The sequence below is a fragment of the Nocardia sp. genome, assembly GCF_025465275.1.
In the GTDB taxonomy this organism is placed as follows: Bacteria; Actinomycetota; Actinomycetes; order Mycobacteriales; family Mycobacteriaceae; genus Nocardia.
Genome location: NZ_JAODNK010000049.1, coordinates 103,284 through 120,392 on the forward strand (window position 1 = coordinate 103,284; position 17,109 = coordinate 120,392).

Sequence of the window (17,109 nt, forward strand, 5' to 3'; positions counted from 1 at the left end):
CCGCGGTGATCGGGCGAACTATGCAATGTGGATCCACTCGCTGTACCGAGATGTTCGTGACGGAAACCGGATAGCTAACGCTTGATCGGAGGACCGCATCATGGAAAGTATCGGTGATAAACAGGTGGTTCGACCCCTTCTGCTGACGTGGAAGGGTTTGGCAACAGGCGTTCTCTGCGCAGCCGCCCTCGGCGCGGCCCTGCTGTACACAGCGGGTGAAGCAGACGCAACACCGGTGGACGTTCCCGGTATCGGGCAATTCGAGATCGCCGACGCACTCGCCGCGCAGCTCGGAATTCCCGCCGCCGCTCCGGAGCTCGCTCCCGCACTCGCTCCCGATCTCGTGCCGGCCGAATCTCCGGCCGCGGAGCAATCGGTGCTCGAGGCCTTCGAATTCCGTCCTGTGACGATTCCGGGTGTGCGTACCGCAGAGGTACCGGCCGTTATTGTCATTCCGCACGCGGCCGCTCCGGCCACGGTCCCGGAACTCCTTCAGGCCCCGGAGATTTCGGCCCCCGTTCCCGCGCCTGCCGCGGTTCCGGATTCCCGCCAGGTGACGCTGGCCGGTCTGGGCGATTTCTTCGTCCCGAACTTCCTGCCCCCACTCGCGGGCATTCCCGGCCTGACCGATGCCGCCGTTGCGCAGCCCGCACCCATGCCCGCCGCTATGCCGAAGAAGTCCGTCGGTCAGCGCGCAGTGGACGCGGCCCGCACGCGATTGGGCGCCGGCTACAGTTCCGGCGCGGTCGGACCCGACGCCTTCGACTGCTCGGGTCTGGTGCAGTGGTCCTACCGTCAGGCCGGTGTCGAAGTGCCGCGCACGAGTTATTCGCAGCTGTCGGCAGGCACCCCGGTCTCGGTGGATGAATTGGAGCCCGGCGATCTGGTGTCCTTCTACGGCGGCGGCCACTCCGCGCTGTATGTCGGTGACGGCCAGGTTATTCATGCCAGCACTTACGGCTCCGGCGTGAAGATCTCGCCCATGGACAATATGCCGGTGACGGGAGCACGCAGGTTCTGAATTGAACCTGTCGTGCGCGTGCTACGTCATAGGATGTAGGGCAATGCCCCCGGAATGCGGCGGGAGAATCTCGTTGTGCGGGAAGATGCGAGGTGAGAAATGAATAAGCGAAAATCAGCGGCGCTCGCGCTCGCGACGTTCACCTTCTCCGCCTTCTCGACGATCGCGGCCGCCCCCGCGAATGCCGCACCGGTCTGTCCGGGCGCGGGCCAGCCGACGATTCCGGCGGCCTCGGTGCCGGGTGCGGCGCTGGAGGGCATCACGGTCGACGGCGGCGGGCGCGCTTTCGTCACCGATCTGGTGAGTGGCCGGGTCTTCCGGATCGACGCACCCGGTGCGCCACCGATCGCGATCGCCACGGTGCCCAGTGGCGGCGGCGGTGCGCTGGCCTGGAGCACGGATGGAAAGCTGCTGGTCGGGTACGGCGCCGATGCCCGGGCGGTGGTCGACGATACGCTGCGGCAATCCGGAATCGTGAAGGTCGATCCGGATACCGGTGCGGTGCAGCCCTTCGCCGCCGGCTTGAGCGCGGCCGATGGCATGGATGTCGCTCATGACGGAACCGTCTACGCCACCAATGATTTCGGCAGCCTGGTGGGCCGCGTCTATCCGAACGGTGTGGTGCAGGCGGATTGGGGGAACTTCCCCAGTGCGAATGGTGCGGTGCTCAGCCGGGACAACGAGTTCCTCTATGTATCGCGGACATTCGTCAATCCCGGGGTGAGCCGGATACCCACGGCCGCCCCGTGGGCGCCGCAGTCCCTGCTCGATCTCGGCCCGCTCGATGCGCCGGACGGCCTGACGCTGGATTCCCTGGAGCGCCCGGTGGTTCCGTTCAATCCGTCCGGACAGGTGGTGCGGATCGATGCTCCCGGGCAGTACTGCGCACTGGGCTTCGGCCCGCAGCTGACCAGCGAGGTCATCTACGGCCGTGGTGGCCAGGGCTTTTCGGCCGGTCGGCTGTTCGGTATCACCTTCACCGGCCTGGTCTACGAGATCCCCGGTGGCTTCGACCCGAATGCCGTGACCCCGACACCGTGACCCGGAGTCGTATTCGGAACGGGGCGAACGCTACGTTGCGTTCGCAACCGGGGGTAATCGCCGAATGCACTCGGAAACTGGATAATACCAACGCAATTCGGTACACCTCCGCCAGTGGCGTTATATCCCAATGCAATTGGGTGGCCGCTGTGTTGCAATAACAGGGACGAAGGAGGTGTCCCGATGCCCGGAGGACGACTCACCCCGGATGACCGTCAGCGTATTGCCATGGGTCTGACGCAGGGGCTCGGGTATGCCGAGATCGCCCGCCAACTCGGCCGGCCCACCTCCACGGTGAGCCGTGAGGTGACGCGCAACGGCGGCCCGGGCAGCTATCGCGCGGAGGCGGCGCACGCTGCCACCGTGGTCCGCTCGCGACGCCGGGTGCCGCGCCCCAAACGGGTCGAAAAGCCGGTCGGCACAGATGAATACGGCCGCGCCCCCGAGCTGGTCGCCGAATTCAGCGCCCAGTTCGCCGAGCTCTTCGCCCGAACCGGCTTCCCGCGAATGCCCGCCGCCGTACTGGCTCGCCTGTACGCCGCGGATTCCGGCAGTGTGACCGCCGGTGAGCTGGTCCGTCATCTGCGCGTCAGCCCCGCCACGGTCTCCGCCGCCGTCGGTTACCTGGAGGACCAGGAGCTCATCCGCCGGGAACGGGACGGTGGCACGCGCCGCGACCGCTACTTCGTCGATGAATCGGCCTGGTACCGAACCACTCTCGCCGGAGCGCGGGCCAATGAGCTGCTCGCGGCGAAGGCCCGCGACGGCGCCGACTCCCTCGGTGCGACCACGCCTGCGGGGAGCCGGCTACTGGGCATGAGCGAGTACCTGGAGAAGGTCGGGCTCGATATGGTCCGTTCCGCCGAGCGCTGGCGGGCGCAGCTCCGCGGGTGACCGTCGCGGTGAATATCGCCGATATCATAGACATACATACGGTATGTATGTAAAAGTGGGGAGGTCCCACAGGCATTGGAGAAACGATGGCAACAAGCACATCACTCGGCCGTACCCACGAGGTGGAGCTGCCCGGCGGCCGCATCAGATACCACGAAACCGGGGAGGGGCCGCCGGTGGTTTTCGTCCACGGCCTGCTCGTCAACGCCGATCTCTGGCGCAAGGTGGTTCCGGAGATCGCGGCGGCGGGATACCGCTGCCTGGCCCCGGACTGGCCGCTCGGATCTCATGAAATCCCGGTTCCCGCAGCAGATCTGACACCGACGGGCGTAGCGGATCTGATCGCCGCCTTCCTGGAGCGGCTCGATCTGCACGATGTCACCCTGATCGCCAATGACACCGGCGGCGCGATCACCCAGGTGTTGCTGGCACGCAACCGTTCTCGCATCGGCCGCGTGGTGCTGACCTCGTGCGACAGCTACGAGGACTTCCTGCCGAAACCGCTGAACGCACTGCCGATTGTCGCGCGCATTCCCGGTTCTGTCCGATTGCTGACCGAGACCATGCGCATTCGCGCCCTGCACCGCCTGCCGATCGCCTTCGGCTGGGTCACCAAGCGCCCGGTGCCCCGGGAGTTCGTGGACTCCTACCTGCTGCCCAGCCGCAAGTCCGCCGCCATCCGCCAGGACCTGCGGCGTGTGCTGAAGACGCTGAACCGCAGCTACACCTTGGCAGCCGCCGAGCATTTCAGCGAGATCGACCTCCCGATACTCGTGGTCTGGGCCGCCGAGGACAAGATCTTCGCGGTCGCCAATGCCGAACGATTGGTCCGCGACCTCCCGAACGCGACGCTGCAGCTCATCGACGATTCCTACGCATTTCTCTCCGAAGACCAGCCCGAGTTGCTCTCCGCCGCGATCCTGGAGTTCACTCGGCTGCATGCCACGCCGTAGCCAGGAGGACCGTTCGCGCGCCACCAGGGCCGCGCTCGAGGAGGCCGGACGCCGGCTCTTCGCCGAGCGCGGCTTTGCCGGTACCTCGGCGGAGGATCTGGTCTCCGCCGCAGGAGTCACCCGGGGCGCGCTGCATCACCACTACGGTGACAAGCGCGGCTTGTTCCTGGTCGTACTCGAGCAGATCGAGAACGAGACCACGGACGAGATCGAGAGTTCGATCGCAACAGTCGATCCCGACAATATTCTGGGCGGAATGGCCGTCGGACTCAGTGTCTTCCTGGAGATTTGCCGTCGGCCCGCCATGTTGCAGATTGTGCTGACCGATGCTCCTACGGTGCTCGGGTGGAGTGCCTGGCGAGAGTTCGAAACGGCGCACAGTCTGGGGTTGATCACCGCACAGCTCGAGCGGGCCCGGGAGGCGGGGTTGATCGCCGAGGTCCCGATTCCGGTGTTGGCGCAGTTGCTCATCAGCGCCTTGAGTGAGGCGGCGCTGATTGTGGCTCATGCCGAGGACCCCGAGGTCGCTCGGGGGGAGGCTCAGGAGGCGTTGATGGTTTTGATCGGGGGGATTGTTCGCGGGTGAAAGACGAAAAACAAAGACGCCTGGACAAGAAGAAGAGAAACGACCAAAGAGCAAGACAAGAAAAGAACAAGGACGCCGAAAGAGGCTGGTCGGTCCGTCGGTCTGAATATCCTTATATCACAACCTATTTCGCCTTTCCGGGCCTGTTCTTCGGCGGTAAAATAGAGGCATGAATCCAGGGGGAGGAACCGCAACTGCTGTCAGTGCACACGCACTGACAGCAGCGGTCGATCACCTCCTGAACGCATCCCTGGTCCCGCTGCACGATGATGAATTCATTGCGGTGATGCGGGAAGTGGAAACCTGTAAGCGCAAGCTCCAAGCGGTCGAGACCCGGTATGTCATCGAGACCACCACCCGTGGTCTGGCCCAGCGTGGCGGGGTCGCGACTCCGAAAGTGTTTCTGCGCCAAACCCTGGGCATCTCCCGCGCCGACGCCGCATCCCGGGTGAACATCGCCGTGGAGACCGGTCCGCGCATCGTGTCCGGTGTCGAGCTGGAACCGACGTTGGCGCATGTGGCGGCCGCGCACCGCGAAGGTGTGATCGGGGTCGATCATGTGCGGCGCATCATGACGGTCATGAACCGCTTGCCCGGTTGTCTCGACGCGGACGTGCGCGAAGCCACCGAACTGCAGTTGACCGAGTTCGCCCCCACCGGGTACCCGGAAGGGTTGCCGGTCATGGGCGAAGTGTTGTTGGCGGGTCTGGATCCGGATGGCACGTTGAGTACCGATGCCGATCGGGAGCGGATGCGTGGGCTGACCCTCGGTGCCGAACGCGCCGACGGGATGTCCCCGTTCGTCGGGGAGATCAACCGGAAATTGAGGTCGGTGTTGGAGCCGATGTTCGCGAAGCTGGCCCGCCCGGGGATGTGCAACGCGAAGGACCCGCAGAGCCCGTGGGTGGCTGATCACAAACTCACCGTGCAGGAGTTGGCGGCGTGCGCAGAACGCGACACCCGTACCCCGGCGCAGCGCAATCATGATGCGTTGCTGGCGTTCCTGCGCCCGGAGTTCGGTGGCGCGAAGAAGCTCGGTAAGCATCGTGGCTTGCCGGTGTCGGCGATCGTCACCATGAGTGTGGCTGATCTGGAAGCGCGGGCGGGTGTGGCGACGATGGCGTCCGGTGGGATCGTGTCGATCCCGGAGGCTTTGGAGTTGGCTGCCAAGTCCAGCAAGTACCTGGCGGTGCTGAACCCGGTGGGTTTGCCGTTGTATCTGGGTCGCGGCGACCGCCGGGCCGACCTCGAACTCTCCCAGCGTTCACCCGACACCGATCGAGGCCCGCGCGCCTCTGGCACCGAGTGTGATACCGGGTCAGCGGTTCTCGGCGACGACGCTCGCCCCGACCATGGTCCGCGCCCCACCAGCCCCGACCGTGGTCCGGGTTCGGCCAGCTGTGCTCGGGAGCTGCGCTCATCCGGTACCGAGTGTGACACCGGGGCAGTAGCTCTCGGTGACGGTTCCCTCCTCGCCGGTCCCGAGCGTGGTCCGGGTTCGGCCAGCTGTGCCCGGGAGCTGCGCTCATCCGGTACCGAGTGTGACACCGGGGCAGTAGCTCTCGGTGACGCTTCCCTCCTCGCCAGCCCCGAGCGCGGTCCGCGTTCGGCCAGCCCCGAGCATGATGCACATTCACGCAGCTCCGAGAATGGTCCGGGTTCGGTCGTTTTCGACCAGGAGCCCCGGTTGGCCAGTCTCGCGCAACGACTGGCGCTCATCGCCTCGGAGAAGGGCTGTACCCGGCCCGGGTGTGACGCGCCTGCGACTATGTGCGCGGTGCACCACATTGTGGAGTGGGCCAAGGGCGGGCGGACCGATATCGACAACCTCACCCTGGTGTGCGACCACTGCCACGCCCAGGTCCACGACGGGCCCGGCGGATGGAAAACCGTTGTCATGGGACCGGATTCGCAGTTCCCCGGGCGGACCGGGTGGATCGGACCCCCGCACATCAACCCGACCGGGACACCGCAGGTGAACCACCTGCACCACCCTTTCGAGCAGAAGGCCGCTGCCCTGGCCCGCATCCAAGCCCGCAACGAGCGGGAACGGCAACGCTACCGCCAGTAGGTCCGCACCCACCCCTCGTAGACACTGTCAGGCTGGTCCTGACGGTGCTACAAGGCGTTGCCCACCAAGGTTTTCGTGGCCGTAAGGTTTTCGTGGCCATCGACACCGATCACCAGACCCGGGAACAGCGGCAGACGTGGGTCGATGCCCGCAAAACCACCCCGACCCCCACCCGCGAATAGGGAACCCCACCCCTCGTAGACACTGTCAGGCTGGTCCTGCCGGTGCTACAAGGCGTTGCCCGGCGTGGTTCTTCCGTTTCACCGCGCCCCTGCGGGACTGGTTTCGCCCCGCCGGCCCGTCATACCGCCGCCGCGATAAGAGGTTCCCCCGCCCCCGGTGCCACCGACAGCTTCGCCCCGCCGGTGCTACAACCGTTGCCCGGCTTGGTTTTCGGGTCTTGTTCGTTGGGTTCTTGCTCTTTTCGTTCTTCGTGTCCGGGCGTCTTTCGTCTTTCTCTTTTCGTCTTTTCGTGTCTCTGCAACCGGACCACAACCAGTCGACCGAGCTGGAACCGCAGATCCCTCCCCGACTGCGGGAGGTAAGCCGGGTACCCCTCCCGACGTCACCAGCACGGCCATCTCGGGCTCTGCCCGCACCCGGAGACCCAACACCCTCTTTCGACGCAAGCAACCCAGGTGCACCGACTTCTCGCGGCCTCGAATCCCCCCGAAGCGGGCACCGCACAGCCCTTCTCCCGCACCGCACAGCCGGTGTCCGTGCGGCACAGACCTGATAACCGTTGTGCCGCCGAGACACCCGCTGTGTCGTTCCCCGGCACCCCGATGGTTTCTATGCCGAAACGGTCGGTGCACCTGGGTTTCTTGCCTCGGGGGAAGGGTTGGTGTGGCAGGGGGTGCGAGCAAAGCTCGAGATGGCCGTGCTGGGCACGTTGGGAGAGGTACCCGGTTTACCTTCCGTTTACCTTCCGCAGTTGGGGGGAAACTTGCGGTACCGGCGGGGTCGACCGGCTGTGGTGCCGTTCTCGAGAACAAGACACGAAAGGCGAAGACTCACTTTGGTTTTCGGGAACGACAGACCTGTCGACAGTTGATGAAGCGGAAGCAGGTTCTGCCCGGTCAGCAGATTGCCGATCTCATTGCCCAGATCCAACGCGGGGTGATGACCTGGCCCGCCACCCAGCGCACCACGTCTCGGGCAGATAGATCTTGCCAGCCAGCGGAATACCCCGGGAGTTCACCATTTTGAACTTCTCGACCGTCCCGAGTTCGAAGTCGGCGCCGGAATCGGTTGCCGTACAACTGCCGTCGCGGGTCTCGAAGGGACGCTGCCGTCCGGATTGATACACGGGTACCGGAATTGCGCTTCCTGATACTGCGGATCGTCGTAGTTGTCGTCGAGCATCATGTCGGAGGTCGGCGATAGCACGAATTATCCTGCGGTGTCGTCGATCCCGCATTTGCCGTCATGATTCCAGTCCGGCTGATACGCGGGATTCGAGGGCAGGCCGAGATTGAACGGCGGCGTGTGACTCAGGGCGTCCTAGAGCTTCTGCGCGCCCGCCGGCACCTGGGATTGCCCATCGCTGGTGCCGTAGCTATCCGGTTCGGTCAGCTCCTGGAACGGCTGGGTGAGTTTGCCCGGCGAGGTGAATATGCCTGCCTTGACGAAGTAGTCGAGCATGCCGGGCTCGGTGGCGTCCTCGATGGTGCCCTGCAGCAGCGTGAGAATCGAGGTGAGCGGGTAGGTCGGATCGAGCGGTTGGGGTGTGGGATAGGGCTCGCCGGTGTTACGGCGGCGGGCCTGCCGGTGGGGCGCCCGCGATCCGGGGTATGGCAATTCCGGGGAAGCGGCGCTGAATTCGATCTACGCACCGGCGTACCACCGCCAGGTCGCCATTGATCGATTGCCGGATATCCGGTGTGCCGGCCGTCTGTAGTCTTCGGGCGAGAGTTACCGCATGCTTTTCCAGCTCTGACAAGAAGACTCTGGCCTGCGCCAATTCCGGATCATCGGCGGAATCGTAGCTATCGAACACGGTTTCCTCGGATCATGCGGTTCGGGAGGACCTTACGGCCGCTCGACCCCCTGGTCTGCATAGTGCCGAAGTATTCCACGCACATACCGTCCACGCTGCCCGAATGGTTGGCGTTCGCCCGGAAACCGCCGATCAGTCACGCGAGTTCTGTTGCAGGAACACATGTGCCGCCTCGAATACCCCGCGCGGATCTTCGAGCTGGGGCCAGTGGCCGATTTCGGGGAGGCTGACGATATCGGGATTGGGCACGATTTCGCGGTAGCGGGCGGCCATATGCGCTCCCGAGTTCGGGTCGAGCGGGCCGTTGATCATGCGCATCGGCACGGTCTCGTGCACCAGGGGTTCGGCCCAGCGGTCGCGGAAGGTGACGCGCTCGTCGATGAAGCGCCCGACCAGGTGTGAGACGAAGCGGCCGCGGTTGTAGAACAGGACCTCCAGCAGCACCCGCATCTCGTCATCGGTGGGTTTGGTGGCCGGGCCGAACATCTCCCGCACCGACGCCTTGACCAGACCGTCGGTCATGAGCGGTCCCGCGACATTGCCCAGCGGCGAGGTCAGCAGCTTCTGCACCAGCCTGGGCCGGTAGGCCTCCGCGAACAGTCCGCCATTGAGGAACACCACCCCGTCGATGCCGGGCGCCTCCGAGCCGTCGACGCGGCGGGCCAGCAACTCCTGTGCCACGCTGACGCCGAGGTCGTGCGCGAGCAGCAGCGTGTGCGGCACCTCCAGATGCCGCAGCAGCGCATCGTGCCGGGAGGCGTGTTCGAGCACGCTGTATCGGTGCCGGATCGGCTTGTCGGAGAAGCCCATGCCGAGCATGTCCGGGGCGATCACGTCGTAGTGCGCGGTGAGATCGGGCCAGATGCGGTGCCAATCATAGGAGTTGAACGGGTAACCGTGGATGAGCAGCAGCGTGGGTCCGCTGCCCTCGCGAATGTAGAAGGTGCGGTGCCCGTCGTGCTCGAAGTACCGGCCGCGTGCCAGCCAATCCGTCAGTTCGGGTCTCATGGCCATCTCCTACTGCTGCGGTCGAGGCAGGGTGTACTCCAAGAACGGACATATCGATCTTGCCTCATCCACCGCCTGTGAGCAGTCGCTCGGGTGATCGAGTAGCCTCCCGAAGCGAGTAGCCTCGACCGGTTTCGAGGTGGCCCGACCGCTCGCCGCTCCCCGACAGGAATTCGTATGGCCATCAGCTACCTGGAATCGATCGTCGTCGGCGCGCTCCAGGGGGTGAGCGAGCTGTTCCCGGTATCGAGTCTGGGGCACAGCATTCTGCTGCCCGCCCTGGTGGGCGGAAAGTGGGCCGACGACTTGAATATGTCGGCCAAGGATTCGCCGTATCTGGCATTGCTCGTCGCCATGCATGTCGCCACCGCCATCGCGCTGGTCGTCTTCTTCTGGCGTGACTGGGTGCGCATTCTCACCGGGCTGTGGGATGTCGCGCGGAGCCGGCAGATTCGTTCCCCCGAAGCACAATTGGGGGTGCTGCTGATCATTGCCACCATCCCGGTCGGCCTGGCCGGGCTGGTGCTGGAGAAGGCGGTGCGCAATTATCTCGGCACGCCGATACCCACCTCGGCGTTCCTCGCCCTCAATGGCGTGGTGCTGCTTTCGGCGGAACTGCTGCGCAAGCGGGAGAACCAGCGCAATCTTGTGCTCTCCAGCCCCACTGCCCGCACGGTGGATCTGTCCGCCGAGGACACCCTGGTGCTGCCCACGACCGATCCGGACCACGCCTCCGATGTGCGGCTGTCCCGGCTCAGCGTGAAGTCCGTGCTGATTATCGGATCCGCCCAGATCGCAGCGCTTTTCCCGGGCATCAGCCGCTCCGGCAGCACCATTGTCGCGGGCCTGTTCAAGGGCATGCGGCACGAGGATGCCGCGCGTTTCGCGTTCCTGCTGGCCACGCCGGTGATCCTGGCGGCAGGCGTGCTCAAGACGCCGGAGCTGTTCAAGCCCGAGAACCACGACATTCTGGGTCCCGCCCTGGCGGGCAGTGTGGTGGCCGGTCTGCTGGCCTACGTTTCGGTCAAGTTCCTGGTCAGCTACTTCGAGACCAAGACGCTGACGCCGTTCGCCATCTACTGCCTGGTGGTCGGCGTCGGCAGTCTCGCCTACTTCAGCATCAAGGGCTGAATCCGCTGCGTCAGTTCACCTGACGGGGATTGCCTCGGTGGCGATGCGTTCGAAGAGGGCGGGGTCGTTGTCGAAGGCGGTGCCGGGCTCCGGCCAGTGCACGATGAGTTCGGTGATGCCGAGTTCGGTGTAGTGGCCGGCGATTTCGGTGAAGGCGGCTACGGAGGCCAGTGGGTTTTCCGGGGTGAAGCCGGAGAGGTAGGTCCGTTCCATGGCGGACGCATCGCGGCCCGACTCGGCGCAGGTCTTCGCCAGCGCGCGCAGTTGGCTGTCGATCAGTGGCGCAACGGCTTTCGCATCATCGCCGAACGGGCAGGTGACCCAGCCGTCGCCGTGTTCGGCGGCCACGCGCATGCCTCGCGGTCCGCTTGCGGCAATGGTGAACGGCACCCGTGGTTGCTGGCGGCAGCCCGGAATCATCCGAATGTCGTCGGCGGAGTAGTACTCGCCGCGAAAAGTGGTGCTGGGCTGGGTCAGCAATAGGTCCAGTAGAGTCACGAATTCCGCGAAGCGGCTCGACCTTTCGGAGGCCGGCCACGGTGTGTGGCCGAGCGCCGAGGCGTCGAGGCCGGAGCTGCCCGCGCCGATTCCCGCGGTGATCCGGCCGCCCGATATTTCGTCGAGCGTCATCAGGTCTTTGGCCAGCAGTGCGGGATGCCGGAAGTTGGGCGAGGTGATCATCGTGCCGAGCCGGAGCTTTTCGGTAGCGGTGGCGGCTGCCGCCAGCGTCGGCACGGCCCCGTACCAGGGTCCGTCCGCAAAGCCTTCGAAGGCGAGATGGTCGTAGGTGTACGCGGCGTGGAAGCCGAGCTGCTCGGCGCGCCGCCAGACCTCGGCGGCTTCGCGCCACGGGTGGATCGGCAGAATCAAACAGCTGATCTTCACGATTGTTCCCTTCCACAGAGCCTGGGCCGGACATCCAGCATACGAGCGGCTTTCCGCGGCCCGGGCGACAGTGTTCGCTTGTGTGTTGCTAGCGCAGGTATCCGGCATCCTGCACGGCGCGGGTGTGCCCCTCGCCGTGCGTCTGCACACGACGCACCGCGAGCCGTGATCACCTTCACCGATTTTGGTCATGGTTCCAGGTTCGAGTCGTACCGTAGATACCGCAGAACAGCTTGTCGCGCTCGTCAGAATTTCGGTTGAGTCCCAGGGGGTTGTGCTGTGCAGCCGTTCGAACTTCCCGATTTTTATATGCCCTATCCGGCGCGGCTGAATCCGCATGTGGACGGCGCTCGGGCACATACCCGGGAGTGGGCCGCGGAGATGGGTTTCTTCGAAACCCAACAGGGCCACCATATTTGGGACGAAACGGACCTGGAACGTCACGATTACGGCCTGCTGTGCGCTTATACCCATCCCGAGTGCGACGGTCCGGAACTGGATCTGATTACCGACTGGTACGTCTGGGTCTTCTATTTCGACGACCATTTCCTGGAGCTGTACAAACGCACCCAGGACTCCGAGGGCGCCCGCGATTACCTGCACCGCCTCCGTGATTTCATGCCGCTCACCGGCACCGAAATGCCCGACCCGACCAACCCCGTCGAACGCGGGCTGGCCGATCTGTGGCCGCGCACGGTGCCGGGCATGTCGCTGGACTGGCGCCGCCGCTTCGCCATCACCACGCAGGCGCTGCTCGAGGAATCGCGCTGGGAGCTGGCCAATATCACCGAGGGCCGGATCGCCAACCCGATCGAGTACATAGAGATGCGCCGCAAGGTCGGTGGCGCACCGTGGTCGGCGAACCTGGTGGAGCATGCCGTGCAGGCGGAGGTCCCCGCCGAACTGGCCGGTACCCGGCCGCTGTGCGTACTCCGCGACACCTTCTCCGACGGCGTGCATCTGCGCAATGACATCTTCTCCTACGAACGCGAGGTGCGGGAGGAGGGGGAGAACGCCAATTGCATCCTGGTGCTGGAGCGGTTCCTCGGCCTCGATACCCAGCCGGCCGCCGAAGTTGTCAATGATCTGCTGACCTCGCGCGTGCAGCAGTTCGAGTACACCGCCGTCACCGAACTGCCTTTGCTCTTCGCCGAATTCGCTGTCGGACCGCAGGAGCAGGCCGATGTGGCGCGATATGCCAAGGGGCTGCAGGATTGGCAGGCCGGCGGCCATGAATGGCATCTGCGGTCGAGCCGCTATATGAACAAGGGGCGCAAGTCGACGGCCAACCCGCTGCTGGCGATGCTCGCGCCCAGCGGCCTGGGTATGTCCGCCGTCCGAATCAGCCCGAGTAGCTTGGGGCTCAAACGCTTCGACAGTTTCCGGCATGTTCCCTACGAGCCGGTCGGGCCCACCCCGCTCCCTGAGATCTACATGCCCTTCACGCTGCAGATGAATCCGCTGCTCGATACCGCCCGGGAGAATACGGTCACCTGGGCCCGGGGGATGGGAATGCTCGGGTCGGTGCCCGGCACGGAGCTGACACTGTGGAGTGAACACGATCTGCGCGAGTTCGACTTCGCGCTGTGCTCTTCAGGTTTGGACCCGGACGCCACGCAACCCGAACTGGATCTGGCCACCCAGTGGCTGACCTGGGGTACCTATGTCGACGACTACTATCCGGTGGTCTTCTTCCCGACCAAGAACCTGCTCGGCGCCAAACTTCAGGGCCGCCGGATGCTGGACTTCATGCCCCTCGAATCGGCCGCGACCCCGCCCGCCGCCAATTCCATCGAATCGGGCCTGGCAGACCTGTGGGCGCGTACCACCGTCACGATGAATGCCGAACAGAGGCTCGAATTCCGCACGGCCGTACGGAGTTTCATCTCCGCGTGCGAATGGGAGGTGCTGAATCACGTCCTGCACCGCATCCCCGACCCCATCGACTATGTCGAGATGCGCCGGGACACCTTCGGTTCGGACCTCACCAAGGCGCTGTCCCGGCTCTCACACGGCAATCTGGTTCCGCCCCAGGTGTATCGGACCCAGACCATCACCAATCTGGAGAACACCGCCGCCGATTACGCGATCCTGCTCAACGACCTGTTCTCCTATCAGAAGGAGACCCAGTTCGAGGGCGACTTCCACAATGGCGTCAGTGTCATCCAGAACTTCCTGAACTGCGACCGCGACCGTGCCGTCACCCTCGTCAACGACTTGATGACCGCCCGCCTGCAGCAGTTCGAGCGAGTGGTCGCCCATGAGCTGCCCACCCTGTACGAGGAGTACCAACTCGACGAATCCGCCCGCCGCATCCTCGATCGGCGAGCCGTCGAACTCCAGGACTGGATGGCGGGAATCCTGAACTGGCACATCGGCTGTGGGCGCTATACCGAGCCGAAGCTCATGGAGCGATTCCGCCGGGAACCGGTGCAACCCGCCGAGTCGAGCCCGGCACTACCCTTCCTCCGGCCGACCGGTTTGGGTACCAGCGCCTCCCGCATCAGCAGCGGACTCGCTCGCACAAGTCGTGCCGCCCCCTGAGTCGCGGCTCGTCAGCTGCGGCGAGCCCGCCCTGACGCTGGTCCAGTCCTCCCATTGCCCCTGCGCCCGTTCTCCGGAAGTGTGAAGCCGGACAGTGGGCACAGGGGTACGGCGGAGGAGCGGGCGTATGGCGGACAAGCGGGCTTTGGTCATCGGCGGCGGCGGTGTCGCCGGAATCGCCTGGGCGAACGGAATTGTCGCGGGCCTGGCCGAGAGCGGCGTCGATGTGCGCGATGCCGACGTGCTGATCGGCACATCGGCCGGTTCCAATGTCACTGCGCAGGTCAGCAGCGGATTGACCCCGGAGAAGCTGTTTGCGCGCCAGGTCGATCCGGCTTTGCAGAGCAAAGAGCTGGTGCCGGAGGGCAATCCGATCGAGGGCATCTGGGAGAAGATTCTCGAAATTCAGGCGGAGACCGAGGGCAATCCGGCCGAGGCGCGGCGACGGCTCTGCGCATTGGCCATGACCGTGCACTCGGTGCCCGTGGCGGCGCGCCGGGCGGTCATCGAATCCCGTCTGCCGGTGCACGAATGGCCGCGGCAGCCGCTGCTGATCACCGTGGTGAACGCGGAAACCGGTGAGCCGCGGACTTTCGACCGCGATTCGGGTGTCTCGCTGGTGGATGCGGTGACCGCCAGCTCGGCCGTCCCGCTGGTCTGGCCCTGCCACATTATCGACGGGGTGCACTACACCGATGGCGGCGTGCGCACCTCCGTGAATGCGGACCTGGCGGTCGGCTACGAGCGTGTGCTGGTCATCGCGCCGCTCCCGGACGAGGAGCTGGAACAGCAGATCGCGACCCTCACCGAGAAGGGCGCGCGGGTCGAGGTGATCAGTCCCGACGAGGCCTCGTTCACGGCATTCGGGGCCAACCCCTTGGACACCGTCTCGCGCGTTCCGTCCGCGAATGCCGGACGCGACCAAGGTAAGTCGGTGGCAGCCCAGGTCGCGACCCTCTGGAGCTGACGGCCTATTTTCCCGGCCGGAGATCGAAGGTGCTGGAGCCTTCCGCCCCGGCCGGGATGATGGGCAGCCGCACCGACGACGGATGCGCGGCGTCCTTGTAGATGGTCTGGGTGGCGGGCTGGGTGCGGGCATTGTCCCCGAAGCGGTCGCCGGTATTGGGATTCGGCGCGTACTGCGGATAGTCGCTGCTGGTGACGGCAATGCGAATGCGGTCTCCGGCCTTGAATTGATAACTGGTGGGCCAGATCTTGATGGTGAACTGATACGGCCTTCCCGGGACCAGCAGGCTGGGATCCGAGAGCGAGTCGCGGAATGCGGCGCGCAGGATGCCATTGTTCAGATTGACCGAAGTGCCGTCGGGGGAGACGACTTCCAGGCGCGCCACAAAATCGGTATCGGGTGCGGTGGAGGACGCCCACAGTTTCACCGTGACGGGCCCGGTCACCTCGGTATCGGCGCTGAGCGGATCGGTGTCGTAGGTCAGGACATCCGAACGTTGTTCCACCGCACCCTGTTCGAACGGGCCCTGCGGTCCCGACGATGCGCCACAACAGGAATGGCCGCCGCTGCTGGGCGCCGGATCGGCGGGGTCGTAGACGTAGCGATCCGGATCCGCGGCACCGCCCGGAGCATGTGTGGTCAGTTTGCCCATGCGGCCGATGATCCCGTTCGCGCCGCTGCCCGAGAGGTAGTAATCCTGCCACTGTGTTTGCGGCAGTGGCCAATTCGTCGCCGACTTCCAGCGGTTCGCGCCCATCAGGAAATAGTCGACGCGGGGACTGCCCGATACGCCATTGCTCTTGCCCTTCAGGAACTGGTCGAACCAGGCGAGCATCAAATCATTGATCGGACTGTTCGCCACCGCGCCGATCTGCTTCAACCGGGGCGCGAACGGGGAGTCGGGCCGACCCCAGCCGACGTGATCCCACGGCCCGATCACCAAGCGCTGGTTTTGTTTCGCCTCCGGCGTACCGCCCTGCGCGACCATCCCGGCGAAATTCTCGGTCCCGCCGGCGAGGAAGGCGTCGTACCAGCCCTCGACATCGAGAACCGGAATCTGCACCTGCGGGTAGTGCTCCCGAATGCTCCACTGCTTCCAGTAGTCGTCGCGGGCCGAGTGCCGGATCCAGTCGAAGAACCAGGGCGCGACGGCCGGATTGCCCGGCTGCATCGGCGGAAAGTCCTTGTACGGCTGGAATTTCATCCAGGACGTGAAATTCGAGACGGCATCGGTCAGCTCCTTGACAGTGGGACCGTCATTACGACGCTGCGCCGACTCGGTGCCGATGGTGCCCATCGCCCACGGCTCGACGAAGGCCAGCCGGAAGGCACCGCCCTCATAGGTCCAGCCGTCGTAGTAATCGGAGGCGGTATTGGCGGGCACGATCGTTGTCAGATGCGGGGGAGCGCCCACCGCGGCCAGCCACTGCGTCGCGCCGACGTACGACGAGCCGTACATGCCGACCTTGCCGCTGGAACCGGGCAGTGCCGCAGCCCATTCCACGGAGTCGTAACCGTCCTGGATGTCATTGCCGAACTCGGAGAAGACGCCGTCCGACCTACCGAGCCCCCGGACATCCTGGATGACCACCAGATAGCAGTGCGACGCGAACCAATCCGGTGTCTGATAGCGCGACGGCTGGATCTGCGGAGCCGATTTGCCGTACTGGGTCCGCATGAGAATCACTGGAACGGGATCAGTTGTCTTGGGGCGGTACACATCCGACCGCAGCACCGTGCCGTCCCGCATGGTCGCGGGCACATCCGTCTGCTTGTCGACCGCGCAGTCCCCGCGCCCGTCGGACGGTGGCCATGCCGTGGCCGACGTCTTGGTGTCGGTGCCAGTTGTGCAGGCGCCCACCAGGATGGCTACCCCGAGCGCCGCGGTGAGCAGCCGGGCGACTCGCATGACGTGATCCGACATTCCGTACACCTCGCTGTGCGGGGGCAGGGTGGCTGAGCCAGCTTAATCCGTAGCCCCGCCGAAGATCGGCAACTACCGTAATATT

General features: G+C 65.1%; 14 protein-coding genes. 10 read left to right on the top strand and 4 right to left on the bottom strand.

Annotated features, from left to right (window positions below):
* The first annotated feature begins 100 nt into the window (after positions 1-100).
* The 7 genes from JWN03_RS10965 (at position 101) to JWN03_RS10995 (ending at position 6,566) form a co-directional block, all read left to right on the top strand.
* Entirely contained in the window at positions 101-1,021 is a 921-nt protein-coding gene (locus JWN03_RS10965) for a C40 family peptidase (protein WP_297613452.1), read from the top strand.
* A gap of 99 nt (positions 1,022-1,120) precedes the next feature.
* Positions 1,121-2,062, top strand: coding sequence for an SMP-30/gluconolactonase/LRE family protein (locus JWN03_RS10970; RefSeq protein WP_297613454.1), 942 nt, complete (start codon positions 1,121-1,123; stop codon positions 2,060-2,062).
* 183 nt (positions 2,063-2,245) lie between these two features.
* Positions 2,246-2,956, top strand: a complete 711-nt coding sequence (locus JWN03_RS10975; protein WP_297613456.1) for a GbsR/MarR family transcriptional regulator — start codon at positions 2,246-2,248, stop codon at positions 2,954-2,956.
* Between the two features lie 86 nt (positions 2,957-3,042).
* Positions 3,043-3,909, top strand: a complete 867-nt coding sequence (locus JWN03_RS10980; RefSeq protein WP_297613458.1) for an alpha/beta fold hydrolase — start codon at positions 3,043-3,045, stop codon at positions 3,907-3,909.
* Positions 3,896-4,495 (top strand): TetR/AcrR family transcriptional regulator, encoded by a 600-nt coding sequence (locus JWN03_RS10985; RefSeq protein WP_297613460.1) that lies wholly within the window; start codon positions 3,896-3,898, stop codon positions 4,493-4,495. The genes JWN03_RS10980 and JWN03_RS10985 overlap by 14 nt, the downstream gene beginning before the upstream one ends.
* The gene (locus tag JWN03_RS10990; RefSeq protein WP_297613462.1) at positions 4,492-4,668 is read left to right on the top strand and encodes a hypothetical protein; all 177 of its coding nucleotides are present in this window, start codon (positions 4,492-4,494) and stop codon (positions 4,666-4,668) included. Before JWN03_RS10985 ends, JWN03_RS10990 begins: the two co-directional genes overlap by 4 nt.
* Complete coding sequence (locus JWN03_RS10995) at positions 4,665-6,566, top strand: HNH endonuclease signature motif containing protein (protein ID WP_297613464.1); 1,902 nt, start codon at positions 4,665-4,667, stop codon at positions 6,564-6,566. Before JWN03_RS10990 ends, JWN03_RS10995 begins: the two co-directional genes overlap by 4 nt.
* Before the next feature lie 1,503 nt (positions 6,567-8,069).
* On the opposite strand, the gene JWN03_RS11000 is transcribed toward JWN03_RS10995, so the two are convergent.
* Positions 8,070-8,366 (bottom strand): hypothetical protein, encoded by a 297-nt coding sequence (locus tag JWN03_RS11000; RefSeq protein WP_297613466.1) that lies wholly within the window; start codon positions 8,364-8,366, stop codon positions 8,070-8,072.
* Positions 8,367-8,697: 331 nt separating this feature from the next.
* Entirely contained in the window at positions 8,698-9,573 is an 876-nt protein-coding gene (locus JWN03_RS11005; RefSeq protein WP_297613468.1) for an alpha/beta fold hydrolase, read from the bottom strand.
* A 171-nt stretch (positions 9,574-9,744) separates the two neighbouring features.
* Between JWN03_RS11005 and JWN03_RS11010 the strand changes: the two genes are divergently transcribed.
* Positions 9,745-10,704, top strand: coding sequence for an undecaprenyl-diphosphate phosphatase (locus tag JWN03_RS11010; protein WP_297613544.1), 960 nt, complete (start codon positions 9,745-9,747; stop codon positions 10,702-10,704).
* Between the two features lie 15 nt (positions 10,705-10,719).
* Here JWN03_RS11010 and JWN03_RS11015 read toward each other — a convergent pair whose 3' ends face one another.
* Positions 10,720-11,589 carry an LLM class flavin-dependent oxidoreductase gene (locus tag JWN03_RS11015; RefSeq protein ID WP_297613470.1) on the bottom strand — a complete coding sequence of 290 codons (870 nt, stop codon included), beginning with the start codon at positions 11,587-11,589 and terminating at the stop codon, positions 10,720-10,722.
* 309 nt (positions 11,590-11,898) lie between these two features.
* On the opposite strand from JWN03_RS11015, the gene JWN03_RS11020 reads away from it, so the two are divergent.
* Positions 11,899-14,133 (top strand): terpene synthase family protein, encoded by a 2,235-nt coding sequence (locus tag JWN03_RS11020; protein ID WP_297613472.1) that lies wholly within the window; start codon positions 11,899-11,901, stop codon positions 14,131-14,133.
* Between the two features lie 127 nt (positions 14,134-14,260).
* On the top strand, positions 14,261-15,100 hold the full coding sequence (locus JWN03_RS11025; protein ID WP_297613474.1) for a patatin-like phospholipase family protein: 840 nt from the start codon (positions 14,261-14,263) through the stop codon (positions 15,098-15,100).
* Between the two features lie 4 nt (positions 15,101-15,104).
* Here JWN03_RS11025 and JWN03_RS11030 read toward each other — a convergent pair whose 3' ends face one another.
* Positions 15,105-17,009 carry a CocE/NonD family hydrolase gene (locus JWN03_RS11030; RefSeq protein ID WP_441342968.1) on the bottom strand — a complete coding sequence of 635 codons (1,905 nt, stop codon included), beginning with the start codon at positions 17,007-17,009 and terminating at the stop codon, positions 15,105-15,107.
* Positions 17,010-17,109: the final 100 nt, after the last annotated feature.

Excerpts from the sequence above, each read along its gene's own strand:
- JWN03_RS11005 (WP_297613468.1), bottom strand. The coding sequence starts at position 9,573 with ATGAGACCCGAACTGACGGATTGGCTGGCACGCGGCCGGTACTTCGAG.
- JWN03_RS10995 (WP_297613464.1), top strand. The coding sequence starts at position 4,665 with ATGAATCCAGGGGGAGGAACCGCAACTGCTGTCAGTGCACACGCACTG.
- JWN03_RS10970 (WP_297613454.1), top strand. The coding sequence starts at position 1,121 with ATGAATAAGCGAAAATCAGCGGCGCTCGCGCTCGCGACGTTCACCTTC.
- JWN03_RS11020 (WP_297613472.1), top strand. The coding sequence starts at position 11,899 with ATGCCCTATCCGGCGCGGCTGAATCCGCATGTGGACGGCGCTCGGGCA.
- JWN03_RS11030 (WP_441342968.1), bottom strand. The coding sequence starts at position 17,009 with ATGCGAGTCGCCCGGCTGCTCACCGCGGCGCTCGGGGTAGCCATCCTG.
- JWN03_RS10965 (WP_297613452.1), top strand. The coding sequence starts at position 101 with ATGGAAAGTATCGGTGATAAACAGGTGGTTCGACCCCTTCTGCTGACG.
- JWN03_RS11025 (WP_297613474.1), top strand. The coding sequence starts at position 14,261 with ATGGCGGACAAGCGGGCTTTGGTCATCGGCGGCGGCGGTGTCGCCGGA.
- JWN03_RS10980 (WP_297613458.1), top strand. The coding sequence starts at position 3,043 with ATGGCAACAAGCACATCACTCGGCCGTACCCACGAGGTGGAGCTGCCC.
- JWN03_RS10975 (WP_297613456.1), top strand. The coding sequence starts at position 2,246 with ATGCCCGGAGGACGACTCACCCCGGATGACCGTCAGCGTATTGCCATG.
- JWN03_RS10985 (WP_297613460.1), top strand. The coding sequence starts at position 3,896 with ATGCCACGCCGTAGCCAGGAGGACCGTTCGCGCGCCACCAGGGCCGCG.